This window comes from Paenibacillus sp. FSL M7-1046 (assembly GCF_038007405.1).
Classification (GTDB): Bacteria; Bacillota; Bacilli; order Paenibacillales; family Paenibacillaceae; genus Paenibacillus_AQ.
In genome coordinates this window covers 1226359-1245552 of the sequence record NZ_JBBOXB010000001.1, presented here as the reverse complement: position 1 = coordinate 1245552, position 19194 = coordinate 1226359, and the positions used below count along the sequence as shown (strand labels likewise).

Annotated in this window: 16 protein-coding genes; 13 read left to right on the top strand and 3 right to left on the bottom strand. The window is 50.7% G+C overall.

The genetic code is table 11. From position 1 onward, the window contains the following. The first annotated feature begins 173 nt into the window (after positions 1-173). The 5 genes from NYE29_RS05250 to NYE29_RS05230 are packed head-to-tail and all read left to right on the top strand — an operon-like array spanning position 174 to position 5241. Positions 174-1343, top strand: coding sequence for an amidohydrolase family protein (locus NYE29_RS05250; RefSeq protein ID WP_340894712.1), 1170 nt, complete (start codon positions 174-176; stop codon positions 1341-1343). 45 nt (positions 1344-1388) lie between these two features. Beyond that, positions 1389-2462, top strand: coding sequence for an ABC transporter substrate-binding protein (locus tag NYE29_RS05245; protein ID WP_340894711.1), 1074 nt, complete (start codon positions 1389-1391; stop codon positions 2460-2462). A gap of 37 nt (positions 2463-2499) precedes the next feature. Beyond that, a complete protein-coding gene (locus tag NYE29_RS05240; RefSeq protein WP_038586199.1) occupies positions 2500-3357 on the top strand; it encodes an ABC transporter permease in 858 nt (285 codons plus the stop codon). 1 nt (position 3358) lies between these two features. After that, on the top strand, positions 3359-4141 hold the full coding sequence (locus NYE29_RS05235) for an ABC transporter permease (RefSeq protein WP_038586204.1): 783 nt from the start codon (positions 3359-3361) through the stop codon (positions 4139-4141). Between the two features lie 14 nt (positions 4142-4155). Further along, positions 4156-5241 (top strand): ABC transporter ATP-binding protein, encoded by a 1086-nt coding sequence (locus tag NYE29_RS05230; protein WP_340894708.1) that lies wholly within the window; start codon positions 4156-4158, stop codon positions 5239-5241. Between the two features lie 62 nt (positions 5242-5303). Here NYE29_RS05230 and NYE29_RS05225 read toward each other — a convergent pair whose 3' ends face one another. After that, entirely contained in the window at positions 5304-6221 is a 918-nt protein-coding gene (locus tag NYE29_RS05225) for an AraC family transcriptional regulator (protein WP_038586210.1), read from the bottom strand. Positions 6222-6347: 126 nt separating this feature from the next. On the opposite strand from NYE29_RS05225, the gene yicI reads away from it, so the two are divergent. The 5 genes from yicI to NYE29_RS05200 all read left to right on the top strand — a co-directional run bounded on the left by yicI (position 6348) and on the right by NYE29_RS05200 (position 12306). Beyond that, positions 6348-8669, top strand: coding sequence for an alpha-xylosidase (yicI, locus tag NYE29_RS05220; protein ID WP_076110383.1), 2322 nt, complete (start codon positions 6348-6350; stop codon positions 8667-8669). Positions 8670-8873: 204 nt separating this feature from the next. Further along, complete coding sequence (locus NYE29_RS05215; protein ID WP_076110382.1) at positions 8874-10040, top strand: SGNH/GDSL hydrolase family protein; 1167 nt, start codon at positions 8874-8876, stop codon at positions 10038-10040. 544 nt (positions 10041-10584) lie between these two features. Then, positions 10585-10881 carry a transposase gene (locus NYE29_RS05210; protein ID WP_340894705.1) on the top strand — a complete coding sequence of 99 codons (297 nt, stop codon included), beginning with the start codon at positions 10585-10587 and terminating at the stop codon, positions 10879-10881. Further along, positions 10878-11750: an IS3 family transposase gene (locus NYE29_RS05205; protein WP_340899612.1), complete on the top strand. Its 873-nt coding sequence runs from the start codon at positions 10878-10880 to the stop codon at positions 11748-11750. The genes NYE29_RS05210 and NYE29_RS05205 overlap by 4 nt, the downstream gene beginning before the upstream one ends. Before the next feature lie 352 nt (positions 11751-12102). Continuing rightward, positions 12103-12306 carry a hypothetical protein gene (locus tag NYE29_RS05200; protein ID WP_340894703.1) on the top strand — a complete coding sequence of 68 codons (204 nt, stop codon included), beginning with the start codon at positions 12103-12105 and terminating at the stop codon, positions 12304-12306. Between the two features lie 65 nt (positions 12307-12371). Here the strand turns inward: NYE29_RS05200 and NYE29_RS05195 are convergent, their stop codons facing one another. After that, positions 12372-14033: a helix-turn-helix domain-containing protein gene (locus NYE29_RS05195; RefSeq protein WP_340894701.1), complete on the bottom strand. Its 1662-nt coding sequence runs from the start codon at positions 14031-14033 to the stop codon at positions 12372-12374. Further along, the gene (locus NYE29_RS05190; protein ID WP_076110378.1) at positions 14030-15853 is read right to left on the bottom strand and encodes a cache domain-containing sensor histidine kinase; all 1824 of its coding nucleotides are present in this window, start codon (positions 15851-15853) and stop codon (positions 14030-14032) included. Before NYE29_RS05190 ends, NYE29_RS05195 begins: the two co-directional genes overlap by 4 nt. A 133-nt stretch (positions 15854-15986) precedes the next feature. On the opposite strand from NYE29_RS05190, the gene NYE29_RS05185 reads away from it, so the two are divergent. From NYE29_RS05185 to NYE29_RS05175, 3 genes are read left to right on the top strand one after another with little or no spacing between them, the layout of a single operon-like run. After that, the gene (locus NYE29_RS05185; protein WP_038586228.1) at positions 15987-16868 is read left to right on the top strand and encodes a carbohydrate ABC transporter permease; all 882 of its coding nucleotides are present in this window, start codon (positions 15987-15989) and stop codon (positions 16866-16868) included. Next, positions 16868-17701: a carbohydrate ABC transporter permease gene (locus NYE29_RS05180; protein WP_038586231.1), complete on the top strand. Its 834-nt coding sequence runs from the start codon at positions 16868-16870 to the stop codon at positions 17699-17701. The genes NYE29_RS05185 and NYE29_RS05180 overlap by 1 nt, the downstream gene beginning before the upstream one ends. A 59-nt stretch (positions 17702-17760) precedes the next feature. Continuing rightward, complete coding sequence (locus NYE29_RS05175) at positions 17761-19068, top strand: ABC transporter substrate-binding protein (RefSeq protein ID WP_076110377.1); 1308 nt, start codon at positions 17761-17763, stop codon at positions 19066-19068. Positions 19069-19194 lie beyond the last annotated feature (126 nt).

Below are 19194 nucleotides of genomic sequence, written 5' to 3'. Positions count from 1 at the left end.
GGGGCGTAAACAAGTGGTTTTTTTGTTGTGTGTCATGTTATATTACATTTAATTCGATAAAAATATCTTTTCATCCCCCTAATGTAACTTTTGTTGACAAGAACCATCCTTGTACGTATTATTGTATACAATAACAAAAACAATTTGTTTACAAAAGATTAAGGGGGATTACCATGACGATTGATATCAGCCGCTTGCCCATCATTGACGACCATTGTCATCCATTCATGCCGACCAGAGAGAAGAAGAGTTTCGATAATTGCTTCACCCTCTCATTGATCCCCCCCAAGAGCCGCGATACCCGAAACACTCTGTTATTCAAAATTGTCCGTAAAGAGATGATCCAGCTGCTTGGGCTTGATCCCCGCGTGACAGATGACGAACTGATCCTGCAGCGCAATCAGCGTTATCAAGCCAATCCCAAAGAATATGTAGACATGCTTTTCAAGGATGTAGGATTGGAATCACTGCTGGTGGACTACGGTTTCCCGGTTATGGGGTCGCGGTTGGCCCAGGATGAGCTTGACTGGTTCCATCAGACCTCGTCGTCCATTCCGACCCGCCGCATTCACCGGGTGGAAGCTACCTATCACCGGCTGTTCGAGGAGAAGGTACCCTTCGGGGAACTGGAAGAGACCTACATCCGGGAGCTGCGGGACGAGGTGGAGAATCAGGGGGCTATTGCTTTTAAGACCGTAATTGCCTACCATACCGGACTGAAAATAAACAAGATCAGCAAGAGCCAGGCCGCAGCCAGCTACAGCCGGTTCCTGGAATCACCGGACAATACTGAAGCTGAAAAAGATGTCCGTGACTATCTCGTACTGCTTGCGTTCGAGCTGTGCATGGAATATGACATTCCAATTCAGATGCATTCGGGAGCAGGCGATGCCCCGCTGCTGGATGTGAAGCTCGCAAGTCCGCTGCTGATGCACAGTATCGTCAGCGATCCGCACTATCAGGCTGTAAAGATTATTTTCATTCATACCGCATATCCGTTTGTTGAAGAAGCCGGTTACCTGGTCAATCAGTATCATAATGTGTATCTCGACTTGTCCTCCATGATTCCCTTCAGCAGCATAGGCGTGCAGCCGAAGCTGCGGCAAATCTTTGAAATGGCTCCTTTTACGAAAGTGATGTACGGCTCCGACGGTTTCACGATTCCCGAAGTCAGCTGGCTGGGTGGCCGGATGATCAAGAAAGAGCTGGGTAAAATGCTGACGGATCTGGTGACAGATGGAATTATTGATGAAGAATATGCTTATACTGCGGCTGGCCTGGTTCTCTCGGAAAATGCACGCAATCTGTATATCCGCAACTGGGGCGAAAGATCAAACGGCTAAACCAAGGGAATATACCATCATCTGAACGATAAGGGGATATGTGCGATGCGGAAATGGTTCTATGGAAAAGCTGCGGCAGGTATACTGACACTTCTGATTACGGCGACAGCCTGCAGTTCGGGTAAGGATGCTCCAGCGGCGGCAGCCACGGACAAGCCTTCCGGCGGCAAGCTGGTGGTCACCTCTTTCGGCGGAGCGATTGAAGAAACCCAGCGTGCCTATATCAAACAATTTGAAGAGGAGTACAATGCCGAGGTTGAAGTCGTAACGTTGTATTCGGCAGATGCGCTGGCCAAGATTCGTGCGGAGAAGAACAATCAAACCATTGATGTGGTGCTGTTCTCAGGCGGACAGGAGCAGATTGCAGCCAAAGAGGATCTGATTATGAAGCTCGACCCGGAGCAGATGGAGAACCTGGACCAGCTGTACCCGGAAGCGCGCAGTGCTGAAGGCTATGGACCTACCTTCGGCTATGAAGCTCTTGGCATGATTTATAACCGTGATGCAATCCCAACTCCTCCAGCCTCGTGGAATGATCTGTGGAAGGAAGAATATAAAGGACAAGTCGGTTTGGTTGATATCTCCAACACCTACGGCAATCAGTTCCTGGTAGCCCTCGCCAAGATGAACGGCGGCGGAGAAGATAATATTCAGCCCGGACTTGATGCGATCAAGACTTTGCTGCCCAATGCCGCGGCAATTGTGAAATCCAGTCCCGAAGTCGGCAATTTGTTCGCCCAGGATGAGGCAGTTATAGCCCCGTTCGATTCCGGTTATGCCTATACGTTTGGTAAACAGGGAATTCCCATTAACTTTGCGATTCCCAAGGAGGGAGCCGTCGGCATCTATATTACTGCCCAAGTGGTGAAAGGCAGCCCGAACCCTGAGCTTGCCCGGAAATATATAGACTTCCTGCTGCGTCCGGAGATTCAGAAGCTGACTGCTGAGGGTGGCGGCTATTCCCCGACCAATAGCCAGACAGAGTTGTCCGATGAGCTGAAAGGCATCCTTCCGAATGGCGAAGATACGTTTAACGGCCTGATTCATCTTGATTTGGCGCAGGTGAACAACAACAAGGCAGATTGGATGGAGAAGTGGAGCAAATTGATTTCACAGTAGCACTGCATCATTACTATTTGAAGGGAGCTGCAATGCCATGCTGAAACGCATTCCCCCTTACTGGATTCTGCTGGCTCCCGGGCTGATAATTTTCCTGCTGGTGTTTGTCCTCCCGCTTGCCCGGCTGCTGATGCTCAGCTTTTATCAAACGGACTCATCCGGAGCCATGGAAGCGGCGTTCGTCTGGCAGCAATACGGAAGATTCTTCACAGATCCGTTTTATCTGCAAATGCTCTGGCGTTCGGTGTACATCGGCGTTGCCGTAAGCTTCATCTGTCTGATTCTGGGATACTGCCTCGCGTATGGGGTATCCCGGGCTCAGCCCAAACACCGTTTCCTGCTGCTCATCTTAATCGCGCTCCCTCTGTTGACAAGCGCCGTAATCCGCAACTTCGGCTGGATTATTATTCTGGGCCGCAAAGGAATTCTGAATCAATTCCTGCTCGGAATAGGGTTGATCCAGGAGCCGCTTGAGCTACTGTATACTCCTGCGGGTGTTATTATTGCTTTGGTGCATGTCATGCTTCCTTATATGGTGCTCGTTCTTTACTCGGTGCTGGAAGGCATGGACCGCAATCTCGAAAGTGCGGCTGCCAATCTGGGTGCGTCGAAAACAAAGGTATTCTGGTTCGTCACCCTGCCGCTCTCTAAACAGGGGATTATTGCTGGAACATTGCTTGTTTTCTCAATTACATTAAGCTTTTTCGTCACTCCGTCCCTAATCGGGGGGGCCAAGGTGAAGCTGATGGCTACAGAAATCTACAACCAGACAATTAACCTACTTAACTGGCCTTATGCTTCTGCTATGGGCGTCATTTTACTGCTGACCATGCTTGGGGTAACCAGTCTCTACAGACGGATGCTTAGCGGCAGGAAGCCGGGAGGAGTCGTTTGATATGAGAAGGAAATTTCCGCTCCTTACTATAGTAAATACTCTAATCTATCTATTTATTATGGCACCGCTGCTTGTCATCCTCATTTCATCATTTAATTCCGGTGAGTTTCTGGTGTTTCCTCCCAAAGGCTTCTCCCTGCGATGGTATGAAGAGGTGCTGACAGGCGGGAGGTACACCGGTCCCTTCCTGACCAGTATTAAGCTGGCTGTTTTGACTACGCTGTTTGCGCTGCCGCTTGGGACGATGATTGCCTACGCCATACAGCGGTTTGAATTTCGGCTGAAGAATGCGCTGCAAGGGCTGTTTCTGTCCCCTCTGGTCATTCCGACGCTGCTGTTCGGCATCGGCTTGCTGATTTTCTTCAGTTATCTGGGCATACGGATGTTCTTCCTGAGATTGCTGCTCGCCCATATCATCTTAATTATTCCTTATGTCGTGCGGACCATGCTGGCCGGATTCTCGCGGATGGAGCGGTCGGTGGAAGAGGCTTCGATCATTCTCGGCGCTTCGCCGCTGAAAACCTTCTTCCTGGTGACACTTCCGTTTGCCAGACCCTCGCTGCTCGCCAGTGCGTTCCTCAGTCTGGTGCTTTCCTTTGATGAACTGGTTATCGCCTTATTCCTTACGGGTCCAGGTATCAATACGCTGCCAATGACCATTTATTCGGATATTCAGTTCAATCTGTCACCTTCGCTGGCTGCAGTATCTTCCATTATTATTACAGGCACGATTCTGATTGGGCTGCTGGGGATCGGCATTATGCGGTGGGGCAAAAAAACATAGCGGGGAGGCACACCATGAGCCAACTGATCATCGAAAATCTCGTAAAAAATTACGGGCAAAAACCCGTAGTCAACAATCTGAATGTTACTGTAGAGAGCGGTGAGATGCTGTCGCTTCTCGGACCGAGCGGGTGCGGGAAAACGACAACCCTGCGCATGATTGCAGGCATGCATGATCCGACCTCGGGTTCTATCCGGCTGGATGGCAGGGAACTCACAAACATTGCTCCGCATAAAAGGAACATTGGACTAGTCTTCCAGAATTATGCCCTTTTCCCTCACTTAAGCGTTTTTGAAAATGTAGCTTTTGGACTGAAGCGTCACGGTGTGCCGAAATCGGAAATCAGAGAACGCGTGGAGGCGGCTCTGCATTCCGTGCGGCTGAACGATTTTGCAGAACGGTTCCCCGCGCAAATGTCCGGCGGACAGCAGCAGCGGGTTGCGCTGGCCCGGACTCTTGTGCTTAAACCGCCGCTCGTATTGTTCGATGAGCCGCTCAGTAACCTAGATGCCAAGCTGCGTCAGGCGCTGGGAATTGAAATCCGCGTGCTGCAGCGGGAGTATGGTTTTACCGGGATTTTTGTTACCCATGACCAGGAGGAAGCGATGGTCATTTCTGACCGTATTGCCGTAATGAACGGTGGGAATATCGTGCAGACCGGAACGCCGCAGCAGATTTATATGCATCCTGCCGACCCGTTCGTGGCTGATTTTGTGGGAGAATCGAACTTGTTTCTGATCACCAATGTCATGGAATCAGAAGGCATGTGGCGTTTCGAACTGACGAAGGGAAACCCCATTTCTGCGGAGAAAACCGGGAACGGGGGCACTCCGACATATGTTATGGTCCGGCCGGAGGCTGTTTCTGTGCGGCGTCAAAGCCCGGAACCTCATCCGGTACCCGGGCATGGGCTTAATACGCTGGCGGGTGAAGTGGCCTTTATCAATTACTCGGGTTCTTCCTATCTGATCGGAGTTGTAATCAAGTCGCTGGACCAGCAATTTATTATCCGGCTGCAGAACACGAGAAGAGAGCTTGATCTGCGGGTAGGCGAAGAAGCGGTGGTCGAGTGGCCGGTTCACGAAACGCTTACCTTCTGATATGTCAGGAAGGGGGCCGCATATCGCATGGTTCTGTAACCCTTCAACGAGGCTCATTCATCTCACGGATACAGCTGCGACTGCCCGGCACCCTGTACTGCCCCTTTGCGGAACTCTGAAGGCGAACATTTCATCGCCTTGCGGAACACCTTAATGAAATAGCTGACGTTATCGAATCCGACATCCATGGCGATGTCGGATATTTTGCGGTCGCTTTGCTGCAGCAGATCTGCGGCCTGGCGGATCCGGTAGGAATTGATGTAATCCACCGGCGTCTTGCGGGTCATTGCCTTGAAGAAGCGGCAGAACTGTCCTTCGCTCATGGGTATAAGCTCGGACAAATCACGGGTTCGTATTGGCTCCTGATAATTGTCCTGGATGTAGAGGATGACCTTCTTCAGCCGGTTGATCTTGGTTGTATCCGCACCCTCCGACTGGGTATGGTTCACAGAACGGCCCTCGATCGCGATCTGCGAGAGCATGATAAGCAAAGTCCCTTTCATAAAGGACTCAAATCCGGGCATTTTATTAGCATATGCCTCCATCAAACGTTCGAGATGGTGGAGCAGTTCCTGCTGCCAGGCAATCTCTGGTGTAAGATGTCTGGGGAAGCTTTGGCGTTTCTCCTGCAGCGGCAGAATCACTGTATGCTGAATGGCATCATATTGGGCGCTGGCGAGCAGATCGGGGTGAAAGACAAGTGCACAGAACCTGCAAGGGCCTTCCTTCAGCACATAGGCGGCATGAATATCGCCGGATTCGATGAATACGGCCTCACCGGCCCTGAGAGGGAAATAATCGGTATCGACCTGAAACAGAATCTCGCCTTCCAGCAGCATAAAGAACTCTGCCTCCTCATGCCAGTGCGTATCCAGGACATGGGTTCCGGCCGGAAGCTCGATCCAATAGGCGGCTAGCGGGAACATAACATCACCATGCACACGGTCTTCTTTAAGCAAACGTTGTGATGTGCGGTCCATAATTGGGCTCCTTTCGGTAAAAACATCAGAATAGTGTTATAAATGAGCTATATTATATTAGTTTTGTATTTTTATTATCGTTATAATGCAACTATAAACACCAAATTGAAGGGTGGCAAGTCACACATGAAATTTACAGACGGCCTCTGGCTGGTTCGCGACGGAATCAACATCAACGGCGCAGTGCAAAACTATGTAGTGGAAAAAACTTCTGAGGGTTTGACGGCAATTACCCAAACCACTCCAATTACAGGACGCGCAGCAACCCTTAACTCCACGCTGCTGACCGTAAAATTCCATTCTCCGCTTCCGGGTGTGGTAGGCGTGAAGATCATTCATAATGACGGCGTAATTGACCGCGGTCCCGCTTTCGAATTGACCAAGGGAACTGGCGACCACGTACAAATTGAAGAAACTGATTCGGAAACCGTGCTGATCAGCGGCGGGCTGCGCGTAGTCATCCGCAAGGGCGAGCAATGGGCAGTGGATTTCTACCGCGGCGACGAGCGCATTACAGGCAGTGGTTACAAATCCATGGCTTACATCACAGATCAGGACGGCAACACCTTCATGCGTGAAGAGCTGGATATCGGCGTAGGTGAATTCGTCTATGGTCTGGGTGAGCGCTTCACTGCTTTTGTCAAAAATGGACAGGTTGTTGATATCTGGAACAAAGACGGCGGTACAAGCTCCGAGCAGGCGTACAAGAACATTCCGTTCTATGTAACAAGCAAAGGCTACGGCGTATTTGTGAATCAGCCTGAGCTAGTTTCGTATGAAATCGGTTCGGAAAAAGTGAAAAAGGCCCAATTCAGCGTAGCCGGCGAAAGCTTGGAATACTTCGTTATCGAGGGACCTACGATCAAAGAGGTCATCAGCAAATATACTTCCCTAACCGGCAAGCCAGCGCTTCCTCCGGCATGGACCTTCGGCCTGTGGCTGACAACTTCGTTCACTACCGACTATGATGAAGCAACAGTTAACTCCTTCGTAGAAGGCATGGCTGAGCGTGATCTTCCGCTGCATGTCTTCCACTTCGACTGCTTCTGGATGCGTGAATACCAATGGACCGATTTCCAGTGGGACTCCCGTGTATTCCCGGACCCGGTTGGCATGCTGAAACGCCTGAAGGAAAAAGGCCTGAAAATCTGCGTCTGGATCAACTCTTATATCGGACAACGTTCACCGTTGTTTGAAGAAGGCAAAAAGAACGGCTATCTGATCAAAAAAGCAAACGGCGATGTCTACCAGACTGACCTGTGGCAAGCAGGCATGGGGCTTGTGGACTTCACGAACCCTGCAGCTTGTGAGTGGTATGCCGGATACCTGCGCGACCTGGTGGATATGGGCGTAGACAGCTTCAAGACGGACTTCGGCGAACGGATTCCGACGGATGTTGTGTACTTCGACGGCTCCGATCCGCAGAAAATGCACAACTACTACACTCAGCTGTACAACAAGGTTGTCTTCGATGTATTGGAAGAGAAGCTTGGCAAAAATGAAGCGGCAGTATTCGCACGTTCGGCAACCGCCGGCGGGCAGCAGTTCCCGGTTCACTGGGGCGGCGACTGCTACGCAGATTATGAATCAATGGCAGAAAGCCTTCGCGGCGGCTTGTCCCTCGGTCTGTCCGGCTTCGGCTTCTGGAGTCATGATATCGGCGGCTTCGAGAACACGGCTCCGGCGCATGTCTTCAAACGCTGGCTGGCGTTTGGCCTCCTGTCCAGCCACAGCCGTCTGCACGGCAGCACCTCGTACCGTGTGCCTTGGGCTTACGACGATGAAGCTGTTGATGTTACCCGCTTCTTCACCAAGCTCAAATGCAGCTTGATGCCTTACCTGTATGATGTGGCCGGTCAGGCGCATGAAGAAGGCTGGGCTTCGATGCGGGCGATGGTGATGGAATTCCCGGAAGATCCGACCTGCGAAGTGCTGGATCGTCAATACATGCTGGGTGATTCCCTGCTGGTGGCTCCAATCTTCCAGGAGAACGGCGAAGTGAAATATTATCTGCCTGCTGGACGCTGGACACACCTGCTTAACGGTGAAACTGTGCAGGGCGGATCATGGCGCAAGGAAACACATGATTTCTTCAGTCTGCCGCTGTTCGTCCGTCAGAACTCGCTGCTTGCAACAGGCAGTGTAGATACCCGTCCGGATTATGATTTTGCCGATGGCGTGAAATTCGGATTGTACTCGCTGGAAGACGGAGCGGCAACGACTGCAACCGTCCGTGACATCAAGGGCGCTCCTGAGCTGACCGTGAAGGCTGAACGCAAAGGCAATACTGTAACGGTAGCTGCTGAAGGCAGCGGCAAAGCATTCACGCTGGCAGTGAAGGATCTGGGCACTATCGCTTCCGTAGAAGGTGCAGACCAAGCGGATGAGACTACAGTGAAGGTAAACGCCGGAAGCAAATCCGTATCGTTCACCATTACACTGAAATAGGTTTATACAGCATATAATTTAAGCTCTCTGATGACAGGGGACCTCCGTCCCTGATTTCATCAGAGAGCTTTTTGGATGCTGAGGGTTACGTGATCAATGATGTGAAAGATAGGATAAATGCTGTGAAGATAGGTTGAATGCTGTGAACACACGGTAATTAATTTAAGATGCTCTAAGATATGCTTAAATAATGGAGGATTACATATGACAAGGATAATAGAAGACAATGGAGTGTACAGCCAGCCGGACTACTCTTCAGCTACAGCATTATCGAGCGCGGCCAACTATATCATGAACTCGCCGGAGCCGTTCACCCATACCTTCCGGACATACATCCGTTTGCGGGAGAATGGCAGCCTGACGCTTAAATTCTGGCACAGTAACAGCGTGGATTCGACTTGGGATCTGGGGCAGGATGCAAACGGAAGCGAGCCGGGCGGGGAATGGAGCATTGAAGCGGCATACTTCTCAGACGGAGGAAGTGTTCCGGATGGAACGTTAACCGCCGGGACTTCGGTTCCGCTAACCTTTGCAGGCAGCCGCACGAAGCAGGTTGAAGCTGGAGAAACCTTCTGGAGCGATGAAGCAAGCCTGGAACTGTCGGAGGGACATTATTTGGCGTTCACCTGGACGATTAAGACGTCATCCCCCGGCAAAACGCTGCCCTACAACGTGGAAGGAATTCTGGTCTCAGCCTATGACGGGCCGGGGAATCTGGCCGGGCAGGAATCGGCAGAGGCGTTTAGCTTGTCGGACAAGCTGCTGGTGCTGCCAAGCTATATCGGCTACAAGAAACAAGTGGCGAAGAGGCTGGTGTTCCTGGGCGATTCGATCACGCAGGGGGTACGGACGGAGAAGGATCAATACAGCTATTGGGCTGCGCGGATTGCCGAGGGACTGGGAACGGATTACGGACTGTGGAATATCGGCTCCGGCTGGGGCCGGGCTTATGATGTAGCCGCAGATGGCCCGTGGATGAACAAAGCAAAGCAGGGGGATGAGGTGCTGATCGTGCTCGGGGTCAATGATCTTGATATCGGCCAGCGTTCGGCAGAAGAGCTGCTCAGGGATTTAAGCGATATTATCGCCAAGATCAAAGAGGCGAATGGAGGGGCAGAGGTTATTCTGAGCACCGTGCCGCCGTTCAACTTTGCGGAAGAGCGGGAGCAGGCGTGGCGTAAGGTCAATATGGAGATTCTGACGAATCCGCCTGCAGGTGTCAGCCGCGTGTTTGACATCGCCTCCGTGCTGGCTATGCCGGCCCCGGCTGAGCACAGAATCAGAGCGGAGTACATGAGCGGCGAATATGACCCGCATCCGAACGGCACCGCCGGGAAGGCCGTTGCTGAAGCCTTTTTGGCATGGTATTGAAGCGGGGAGCGGAGTAATCGGTCAGCGTTGTCCGCACACGTAGACGTAAGATAGTTACTACGGGTGATGGGTGCAGCTAACGGGTGGCCTCCGGCGAGACTACAGGCGGCGGCTCGAAGGCAGGCCGCCGCTGAGACTACAGGCGGCGGCTCGAAGGCAGGCCGCCGCCGGGACTACAGGCAGCGGCTCGAAGGCAGGCCGCCGCCGAGATTACAGGCAGCGGCTCGAAGGCAGGCCGCCGCCGGGACTACAGGCAGCGGCTCGAAGGCAGGCCGCCGGCGGGACTACAGGCAGCGGCTCGAAGGCAGGCCGCCGGCGGGACTACAGGCGGCGGCTCGAAGGCAGGCCGCTGCTGGTGAGTATGGCCGCATACAGCAGGCGGCGCTGCGGCCTGGGTGCTGATTGCATATATTGCGGGAATAGTGCCCGCTATTTCTTTGACTATGAGGTCAACTCATAGTGGAACGGGAATTTTGCTGTTAGAGTTAAAAGTGGACACTCGTTAAGAGAACAGGAATAATGAGATTAACGAGGAGGTGTCCACATGAGTGGAACACGAAAAAGCTACAATGATGAATTTAAAAGACAGACGGTAAAGTACATCCAGGAGCAGACCAAGACGGTGGCGGAACTGGCCCAGGAGCTGGATATCCCCGCTAAAACCCTGCATCAATGGCTGGGCAAGTTCCGGCAGTTCCCAGACGAGCCCGTGGCCAGCGCCGAAAGGGTACGAGAACTGGAACGACAGTTGCGGGAAAAAGAACAGCAACTAGCCGATATGGCGGAGGAAATGGCCATCGTAAAAAAAGCAGTGCACATCTTCAGCAATCCAAAGAACTGAGATTTCAGTTCATCGAAGATCATCGCTCCCGGTTTCGTGTGGAGAAGATGTGCAGTGTCCTTGAGGTATCGCGGAGCGGCTATTACAAATGGAGAACGGCAAAACCAAGCCCACAAGCGACCCGAAAGGCGTTGCTTCTTCAGCGAATTACGTATCATTTTGGCGATACAGGAGGCTGCTACGGCAGTCCTAAAATCACGATTCTTCTCCAGCGCGAAGGCCACAAGATCAGTGAGCGTACCGTAGGGAAATACATGAGAGAGCTGGGCTTGCGCTCCTGTGTAGCAAAGAAATTCCGCGTAAACACGACCGACTCCAACCACACCTTACCGGTTGCACCTAATCTGCTAAACCAACAATTCTTCACCGAAAAACCAAATCAAACTTGGGTCGCGGATATCACCTACATTCCCTGCCGGGAAGGACGGATGTACCTCGCCAGCGTGCTTGACCTATGCACCCGGGAAATCGTAGGCTGGCGGCTGGACGACCGGATGACCACAGATCTGGTAATGAGCGCTCTAGAAGACGCCTACAAGGCCAAACGCCCAAAGAAAGGTCTCATTCACCATTCGGATCGAGGCTCACAGTATGCCTCAGCCGACTACCGTAAACGTTTGGTGAAATACCGCATGAAGGCCAGCATGAGCCGCAAAGGCAACTGCTACGACAATGCTTGCATTGAATCTTTTCACAGCCTATTGAAAAAAGAGTTTGTGTACTGTACCCGATTCAAAACGAAGAAACAAGCCTATGATGGCATCTACCAGTACATTGAATTTTTTTATAACCGCAAGCGAATCCATGGTGCTCTGGGCTACGTATCGCCGGTTCAGTTTGCAGCTAGATTCAAACGAAAAGCAGCCTAATTTCATTTTTTAGTGTCCACTTTCTTGACGGAGGTCCATTTCTCCCGCTAAATTTGCTGATTCGGAGTAATTCAGGTAACTAGCTCAAGTTACCGGTAAATTTTTCCTTTAATGCTCCCAAAAAGGGCATTTCGAGCAAAATAGCGGCAGGATTCTCCGCTAAGTGTATCGTATTGCCGGTTTCCTTGGGTACCGTCATCCATGGTCTCCGAATCTCACTTGGAACTCACTGGGAGCTCACTGAAATCTCATTGGAGTCTCGCGGCAATCTTACGAGATCTCACATAGATACACATGGGTTCTTTCCAGTTTGCATATTCCCGTTAAAGCGCTGAGTACCGACACCAATCGTATGGACAGTCAGCATCCGGAATCGGAAAAGTTACCGGATAATGGTAGATACAAAGAGCTACAAAGAGCTACAAAGAGCTACAAAGAGCTACAAAGAGCTACAAAGAGCTACAAAGAGCTACAAAGAGCTACAAAGAGCTACAAAGAGCTACGAAGAGCTACAAAGAGCTACAAAGAGCTACAAAAAGCTGCTAAGAGCTATTAAGCTACTAAAGAGCTACTAAAAGCTACTAAGAGCTACTAAGAGCTGCTACGGCAGCTCCTGCAATCTTAAATGTTTTTCTGGATACGGTAGTCCTTCGGGGAGCTGCCGACCTGCTTTTTGAATACCTTGCTGAAATATTTCACATCATGGAAACCGACCATTTCCGAGATTTGTGACAGCTTCAGGTTGGGATTCTGCAGCAGCAGCTTGGCCTTCTCAATGCGGACATTGCCGATATAGTCGGAGAAGTTGATGCCATATTCCTGTTTGAATTTGCGGGAGACATATTCACGGCTAACGTAGAATTTGCCCGCTACCTCCTGCAGGGAGAGGTCGGATGCATAATTCTGCTCGACGTACCGGACAATGTCTGACATCGGATTGCTCTCTTTGACCTGTCTGGCCGAAAGCTCCTGCGACAGGCGCTGCATCAGGGCAAAGGACCAATCGCGCCAGGCAAACAAGGAGAAAGAATATCCGTTGGTATAAGGAGCCGGGTTCAACTGGTCGGCATGCTCCAGCTCTGCCAGAGCGGCGTCTGCCCGTACGCCCAAAGCATCCCGCACCAGCCGGATACGGAACAGCAGGACATCTGCCTTCCAGGCATTCAGCATTTCGGGAGTAACGACGCCTCCGCGGCTTAGTTCATGGGTCCAATGCTGCGCGGCGTCTGACAGTGCTTCGTTGTTTCCGCTGATGACAGCCAATTTCCAATCCTCCTGAACATGGGCGAAAATGACGGGAGATCCGTGGCTGGCGCTCCCATCCCCGGATGGACTAACGGTCTTGCCGTGTGCATCGGTTGAAGAAGGGAAATGGCAATAATCCTCATGACTTAACAAATTCCGCCGGAGCAATGCTTCGGCGGCTTCTGTGCGTTGCATCGGCAGCCGGTGCGGCAGGCTTCCTGTATTGCTGATGCCAAAGTGCATCCGGAACTGCAGGGTACGGTAAATGCCCTGATTGATCCGGCTAATCAGCTCCACTACAGATTCCTGCACATCCCACAGAATGATTGCGATCTCCGGAGGGCCGCCCCAATAGCGAAAGGCGATGCCCTTGCTTTGCGGATGCAGGAATTCATTGCAGATATTCACAATGGCGTAATAGAGCAGCTCGCTGTCACCGCCGAACCGTTTCAGCAGCGGATTGTTCCCGCTGTCTGTCTGTACGAGGATCAGCCGGGAGGATTCGGCATTCCCCGGAATAACCCCCTCGCTTACCAGTCTGCGCAGCGAAGCTTCGGAATTGATGGGATCGTCTATCAGTGCCGAGAGCAGTTTCTCCCCGTAAATCGGTTTGATTTCATTCAGCCGGATGCTCTGCTGCTGCCGCTGGCTGCGTTCCTCTTCCTCGGACCGCCAGGCGGCTACCGCCTTGGAGACCGCAGTATTGATCGCTTCAGCTTCAATCGGCTTGAGGATATAATCAATGCCGCCGTTGCGGACAGTCTGGCGTACGAAGTCAAAATCATTATGCCCGCTGACCACAATAAATTTGGTGTTGCCGGCGAATTCATTGACCCAGGTCATCAGCTCAACTCCGCTGCCCGATTCCATCATCATGTCCATGATGACTAGAGCCGGTTTCGCCTCACGAATGACTTCAATCGCTTCATTGCCGTTTCCCGCTTCCAGAATCTCATCAATGTGATGAGCGTCCCAGTCGACCAGGAGCCTTACCGCTTTTCTGACTCTTGCTTCATCATCTACTATAAGCGCCTTCATATCCGTTCACTCTCCACTAATATTTCAATTTCCAGTCTGACTATAACTCCGCCTGTCTCCAGATTGTCCACGGTTAGGGCTGCATCATCCCCGCATACCAGCCGCAGCCGCGCCAGCACGTTCCCCAGGCCGATGCCTGCGCCCGGAGCATCACGTTTGCTGTCACTGCTTTTCAGTGTGGCGACGTCCAGTGAACCGGGCTGCTGAAGCTCCTTGCGGAGCATTTCCAGCCGGGCCGGCGGGATGGAGTGGCCGTTGTTCTGAATATTAATTTCCATCCGCCCGGACTCCAGCTTGGCTGCTGTGATCTCAATAAATCCGTCATTGCGGGACAGATTAAAGCCGTGTTTGAAATAATTCTCCACAATCGGCTGCAGAATCATCTTCGGCATCAGGGCATGGAGCAGCGATTCTTCCATATCGTAGCGGAAACTGAACTTATTTTCAAAACGTTCCTTCTGCAGCTCGATATAGGCTTTGACATGGTCCAGCTCATTCTGGATGGTCACGATCTTCTCATCATTATACATGCTGTACCGCATCATTTTGGCCAATGCCGAGAGTAGGCCATAGATTTGCGGCACCTTCAGTTCAAGCGCAAGCGTGCCGATAATCTGCAGCGTATTGTTCAGGAAATGCGGGTTGATCTGTGCCTGCAGTGCCCTCAGCTCATTGGTTTTATTGGACAGCTCCAGCCGGTATTCCCGCAAAATCAGGTTGTTGATCGTATCCATCATGTTGCGGAAATGTTCAGTCACCACGCCGATCTCATCCTTGCCCGTTGGGCGGATGTCAATCTCAAGATTACCGGTCTGAACTTGGGTCATGTACCGGCTGAGCTGCTTGATTGGAGCCGTGATCCGGAAAGAGATGAGGATCGTCAAGGCGATAATCATAATCATCAGCAGGACCAGCAGGAGGATATTGATTTGCGCCGCCTCTTTGGCTTCGCGGAACAGGTAGGATACCGGAATTTGCTTCACCAGTGTCCAGTTGAGGCCGGGGCTTTCAATTTTTTGATAAATAAATACAGCCCCGCCTTCTTCAAAATACCCTTGATCACGGTCATTCGCTGCAATCTGCTTATTATACCAGGTAGCGTTCAGCGGTTTGCCCAGAGCGGCGGTATCGTGGCTGTAGACCAGCGTTCCGCTGTCATCCACCAGATAGACGTTCTCCTGATTCTGCTCATACAATTGATCCACAATGTCGGTAAGTGCAGTCAGTCTCACATCCACCGACAAATAGCCGAGGACCTTGGAGGACGGGATTTTCTCAATTCTTCTATGCATCGTGAACACCGGCTCTGAAGTGAACTGCGGAAACGGTGAAGTCACCCCGTAGGCGGTGCTCATGTGAGTGCTCTGTACAGCTACCTGGGAGACGCCGGTGTTTTGGGAATCAGCATAAGGAGCGGTTGCCTGCCAGCGTTTGGGTGTCGTATTTTGTGTCACCAGTGTTGCCTTTCCGTCTTTGACGCCGTACAGATACACCTGTGAAATATCAGGCATGGAGGTCGAGATGTAATTGAGCGAGGAATAGATCGAAATATCGGCAGTCAAGTCGTCATATCCGGCTTCAAGCAAGCGGTAGAAGTCGGAATCCGAATAGGCGATCAGAGACAGCCGGCTCACTTCCTGGATCAGACTATTAATATTTTTGTAGCCTTGATACAGCAGATTCTTATTCTCATCCACGGCCCGGGTCCTTAAGGACTCTGTCGTATAGGAATAGCTGATGTACATCGTAGCCATAATACAGACTAATGTTGGCAGGAGTAAAAAAACGATCAGCTTGGTGCGGATATTGTTCCATTTCATCGATTCTTGTCACTTCCGATCAATATTTTACACCTCAAAGATCACTTGCGTAGGTGTAAGGAGTCCGCAAAAAAACGGATAATATGTTTAGATCATAAACAAGTAAGTGAGTAAAAGAAAGGGGGACGGGTAAATGCGCGGCAATAAGTTGTCCCAATTTGGTCAACAGCTTTTTTTCGTCGGACCGGCCTTATTGTTCTTTACCCTGATTACGATTATTCCATTTCTAATGGGGATGTATTATTCCTTTACAGACTGGAACGGCGTATCTGGTAATGTAAGCTGGGTTGGCTTTGATAACTTTAAAGCGATTTTTACAAATGATCCGGATTTCTGGTCATCCTTCTGGTTTACAGTAAGATTTACTGTGCTGGGGGTTATATTGACCAATGTAGTGGGCTTTTTCCTGGCCTATCTGCTAACTAAACCTTTAAAAACACGTAATATGCTCCGTACCATTTTCTTCATGCCGAATGTTATCGGGGGATTGTTGCTTGGTTTTATATGGCAGTTTATCTTCATCAAAGGGTTCTCAACACTCGGGGGTATGACTGGCTGGTCCTTCTTCAATCTTCCTTGGCTCGGTGATGCAACAACCGGCTTCTGGGCGATTGTCATGGTCTTTGTCTGGCAGTCTTCCGGTTATCTGATGGTAATCTACATCGCTTCGCTCAGCAATGTGTCGAAAGAGGTGCTGGAGGCGGCTGAGATTGACGGGGCTTCCCGGATGCAGGTGCTGCGCAACATTGTAGTGCCGCTGATCATGCCTGCTGTAACCATCGGTTTGTTCCTGGCGATTTCCTGGTCTTTCAAAATGTTCGACCTTAACCTTTCCTTGACGAAAGGCGGACCGTTCAAATCAACGGAATCCGTGGCTATGAATATTTACAATGAAGCCTTCCTGAACAACCGTTACGGTCTGGGTACTGCAAAAGCACTGCTGTTCTTCGTAATTGTGGCGATTATTACTGTGATTCAGGTCCGTGTTACGAAGAGCAAGGAGGTCGAAGCTTAATGAACGCAAAGTCAAAAGGCAGATGGAATATCGGGATTGAAGTGTTCATGATCCTGCTTGCACTGCTCTTCCTGTCTCCGTTTTATTTCTTGCTGGCGAACTCGGTGAAATCGTTCGGTGAAATCCTAAGCGACGCGGCAAGCTGGCCGGAAGTCTTCATGTGGTCCAACTATTCCAATGCATGGAAATTGGCCCGCTTCTCTGAAGCTTTCCGCAATTCGATCATAGTCACAGTCATCAGTGTTGTCTTTATCTCGCTGTTCAGTGCTATGGCTGCCTATCGTATGGTTCGCGCCAACACACGGTTCAATCAGATTCTGCTGCTTCTGTTCGTAGCGGCAATGGTGGTTCCTTTCCAGACGATCATGATTCCGATCCTGAAAGTCGTTAATATTATTGGAGTTAATAACTCCTTCGCCGGACTGATTATCACCAATCTGGGGATCAGTGTTCCGATGGCGATCTTCCTGTTCCATGGTTTCATCAAATCGGTGCCTCTTGAGATTGAAGAAGCGGCAACCGTGGATGGCTGTAATCCGATCAGTGCTTTCTTCCGGATTGTGCTCCCGCTGTTGAAACCGATGCTGATGACCACGATCGTCTTGAATGCACTCGGTATCTGGAATGACTACCTGCTCCCGTCCCTGATTCTTCAGGCACCGGAACTTCGGACCATTCCGCTGGCAACCTTCTCGTTCTTCGGGCAGTACACGAAGCAATGGGATATGGCGCTTCCGGCGCTTGCGCTTGGTGTAGCTCCAATCGTAGTATTCTACCTGTTTATGCAGCGTTACATTGTTGAAGGAATAGCGGCTGGCTCGGTGAAAGGTTAACACCGGGCCCCCCGTTCCAAATATTAAAGCTAGTAAATTTATTCAAGGGGGAAATTAGAATGATGAAGAAACGTTCTGCACTGATGATGTCCAGCGTCCTGCTGATGTCTGTTGTGCTCGCGGCATGCGGTGGCAACAATAACAATACTGCTTCAAATACTGCTCAAAATGGAAGCGCTGGCAATAAAAGCGGCGAAACTAAAACGGTTAAGATCTTCCAATTCAAGACTGAAATCGTTGAAGGCCTCAATGAACTGAAGGTTGAATTTGAAAAAGAAAACCCTAACATCAAGCTGGATATCCAAACTGTCGGCGGTGGCGCAGACTATGCAGCAGCGTTGAAGACCAAATTCGCTTCCGGCGATGCACCTGACATTTTCTCCAACGGCGGTTATGCCGAAATGGATCTGTGGGGCGATAAATTGGAAGATCTGTCCGACCAGCCTTGGGTGAAGGATCTGATTCCTTTGGCGGCTGAACCCATGACCAAAGACGGCAAAACCTACGGTATGCCAATGAACCTTGAAGGTATCGGTTATGTGTACAACAAAGACCTGTTCGAAAAAGCCGGCATTACTGAAACTCCAAAAACAATCACTGAGCTTGAAGAAGCAGCTAAGAAATTGCAGGCTATCGATGTTATTCCTTTCGGCAACGCTTATCAAGAGTGGTGGCTGCTGGGTAACCAGGGCATCAGCGTAGCTTTTGCACAACAAGATAATGTAGATGAATTCATCAGCGGACTTAACGCAGGTACTTCCACGATCGTGGGCAACCCAGTATTCAAAGATTGGAGCAACCTGCTTAAGCTGACTGTGAAATACGGACAAAAAAACCCACTAACTACTGATGCCAACACTCACCTGGCGATGTTCGCTAACGGCGAAACCGCTATGATGCAGGAAGGCAACTGGGCACAAACACTTGTAGACAACATTACACCTGACATGAACATCGGTATGTTCCCTATGCCGATCAATGATGATGCTGAGAAAAATAACAAGCTGACTGTTGGGATTCCTGCCAACCTGGTTGTGAACAAAGAATCCGGATCGAAAGAAGAAGCTAAGACATTCCTGAACTGGCTGGTAACTTCCGATATGGGTAAAGAATACATCACTAAAAAATGGAAATTCATCCCTGCCTTGTCCACAATCGAAGCTACTCCGGAAGACATCGGTTTGCTGGGTTCGGATGTATGGAAATATGTACAGGATGGCAAAGTGTACGGTCTGCAATCCTCTAAATTCCCTGATGGCGTAACACAGGAATTCGCAAGCGTCATTCAACAGCTGGTTGCCGATAAAGTCGACGAAGCCGGCTGGGAAAAAGGCATGCAGGCTGCTTGGGACAAGCTGAAGAAATAACGTCTCACCGTAAACAGAGAGCCCTATAAGGGCCGTAATTGGATAAAGTGGATTGCCGGACGTCCCCGTCCAACGCATCATTGATGTGAAGCGGGGGCGTCTTTTTGATAGGATGGAAAGTGGAAA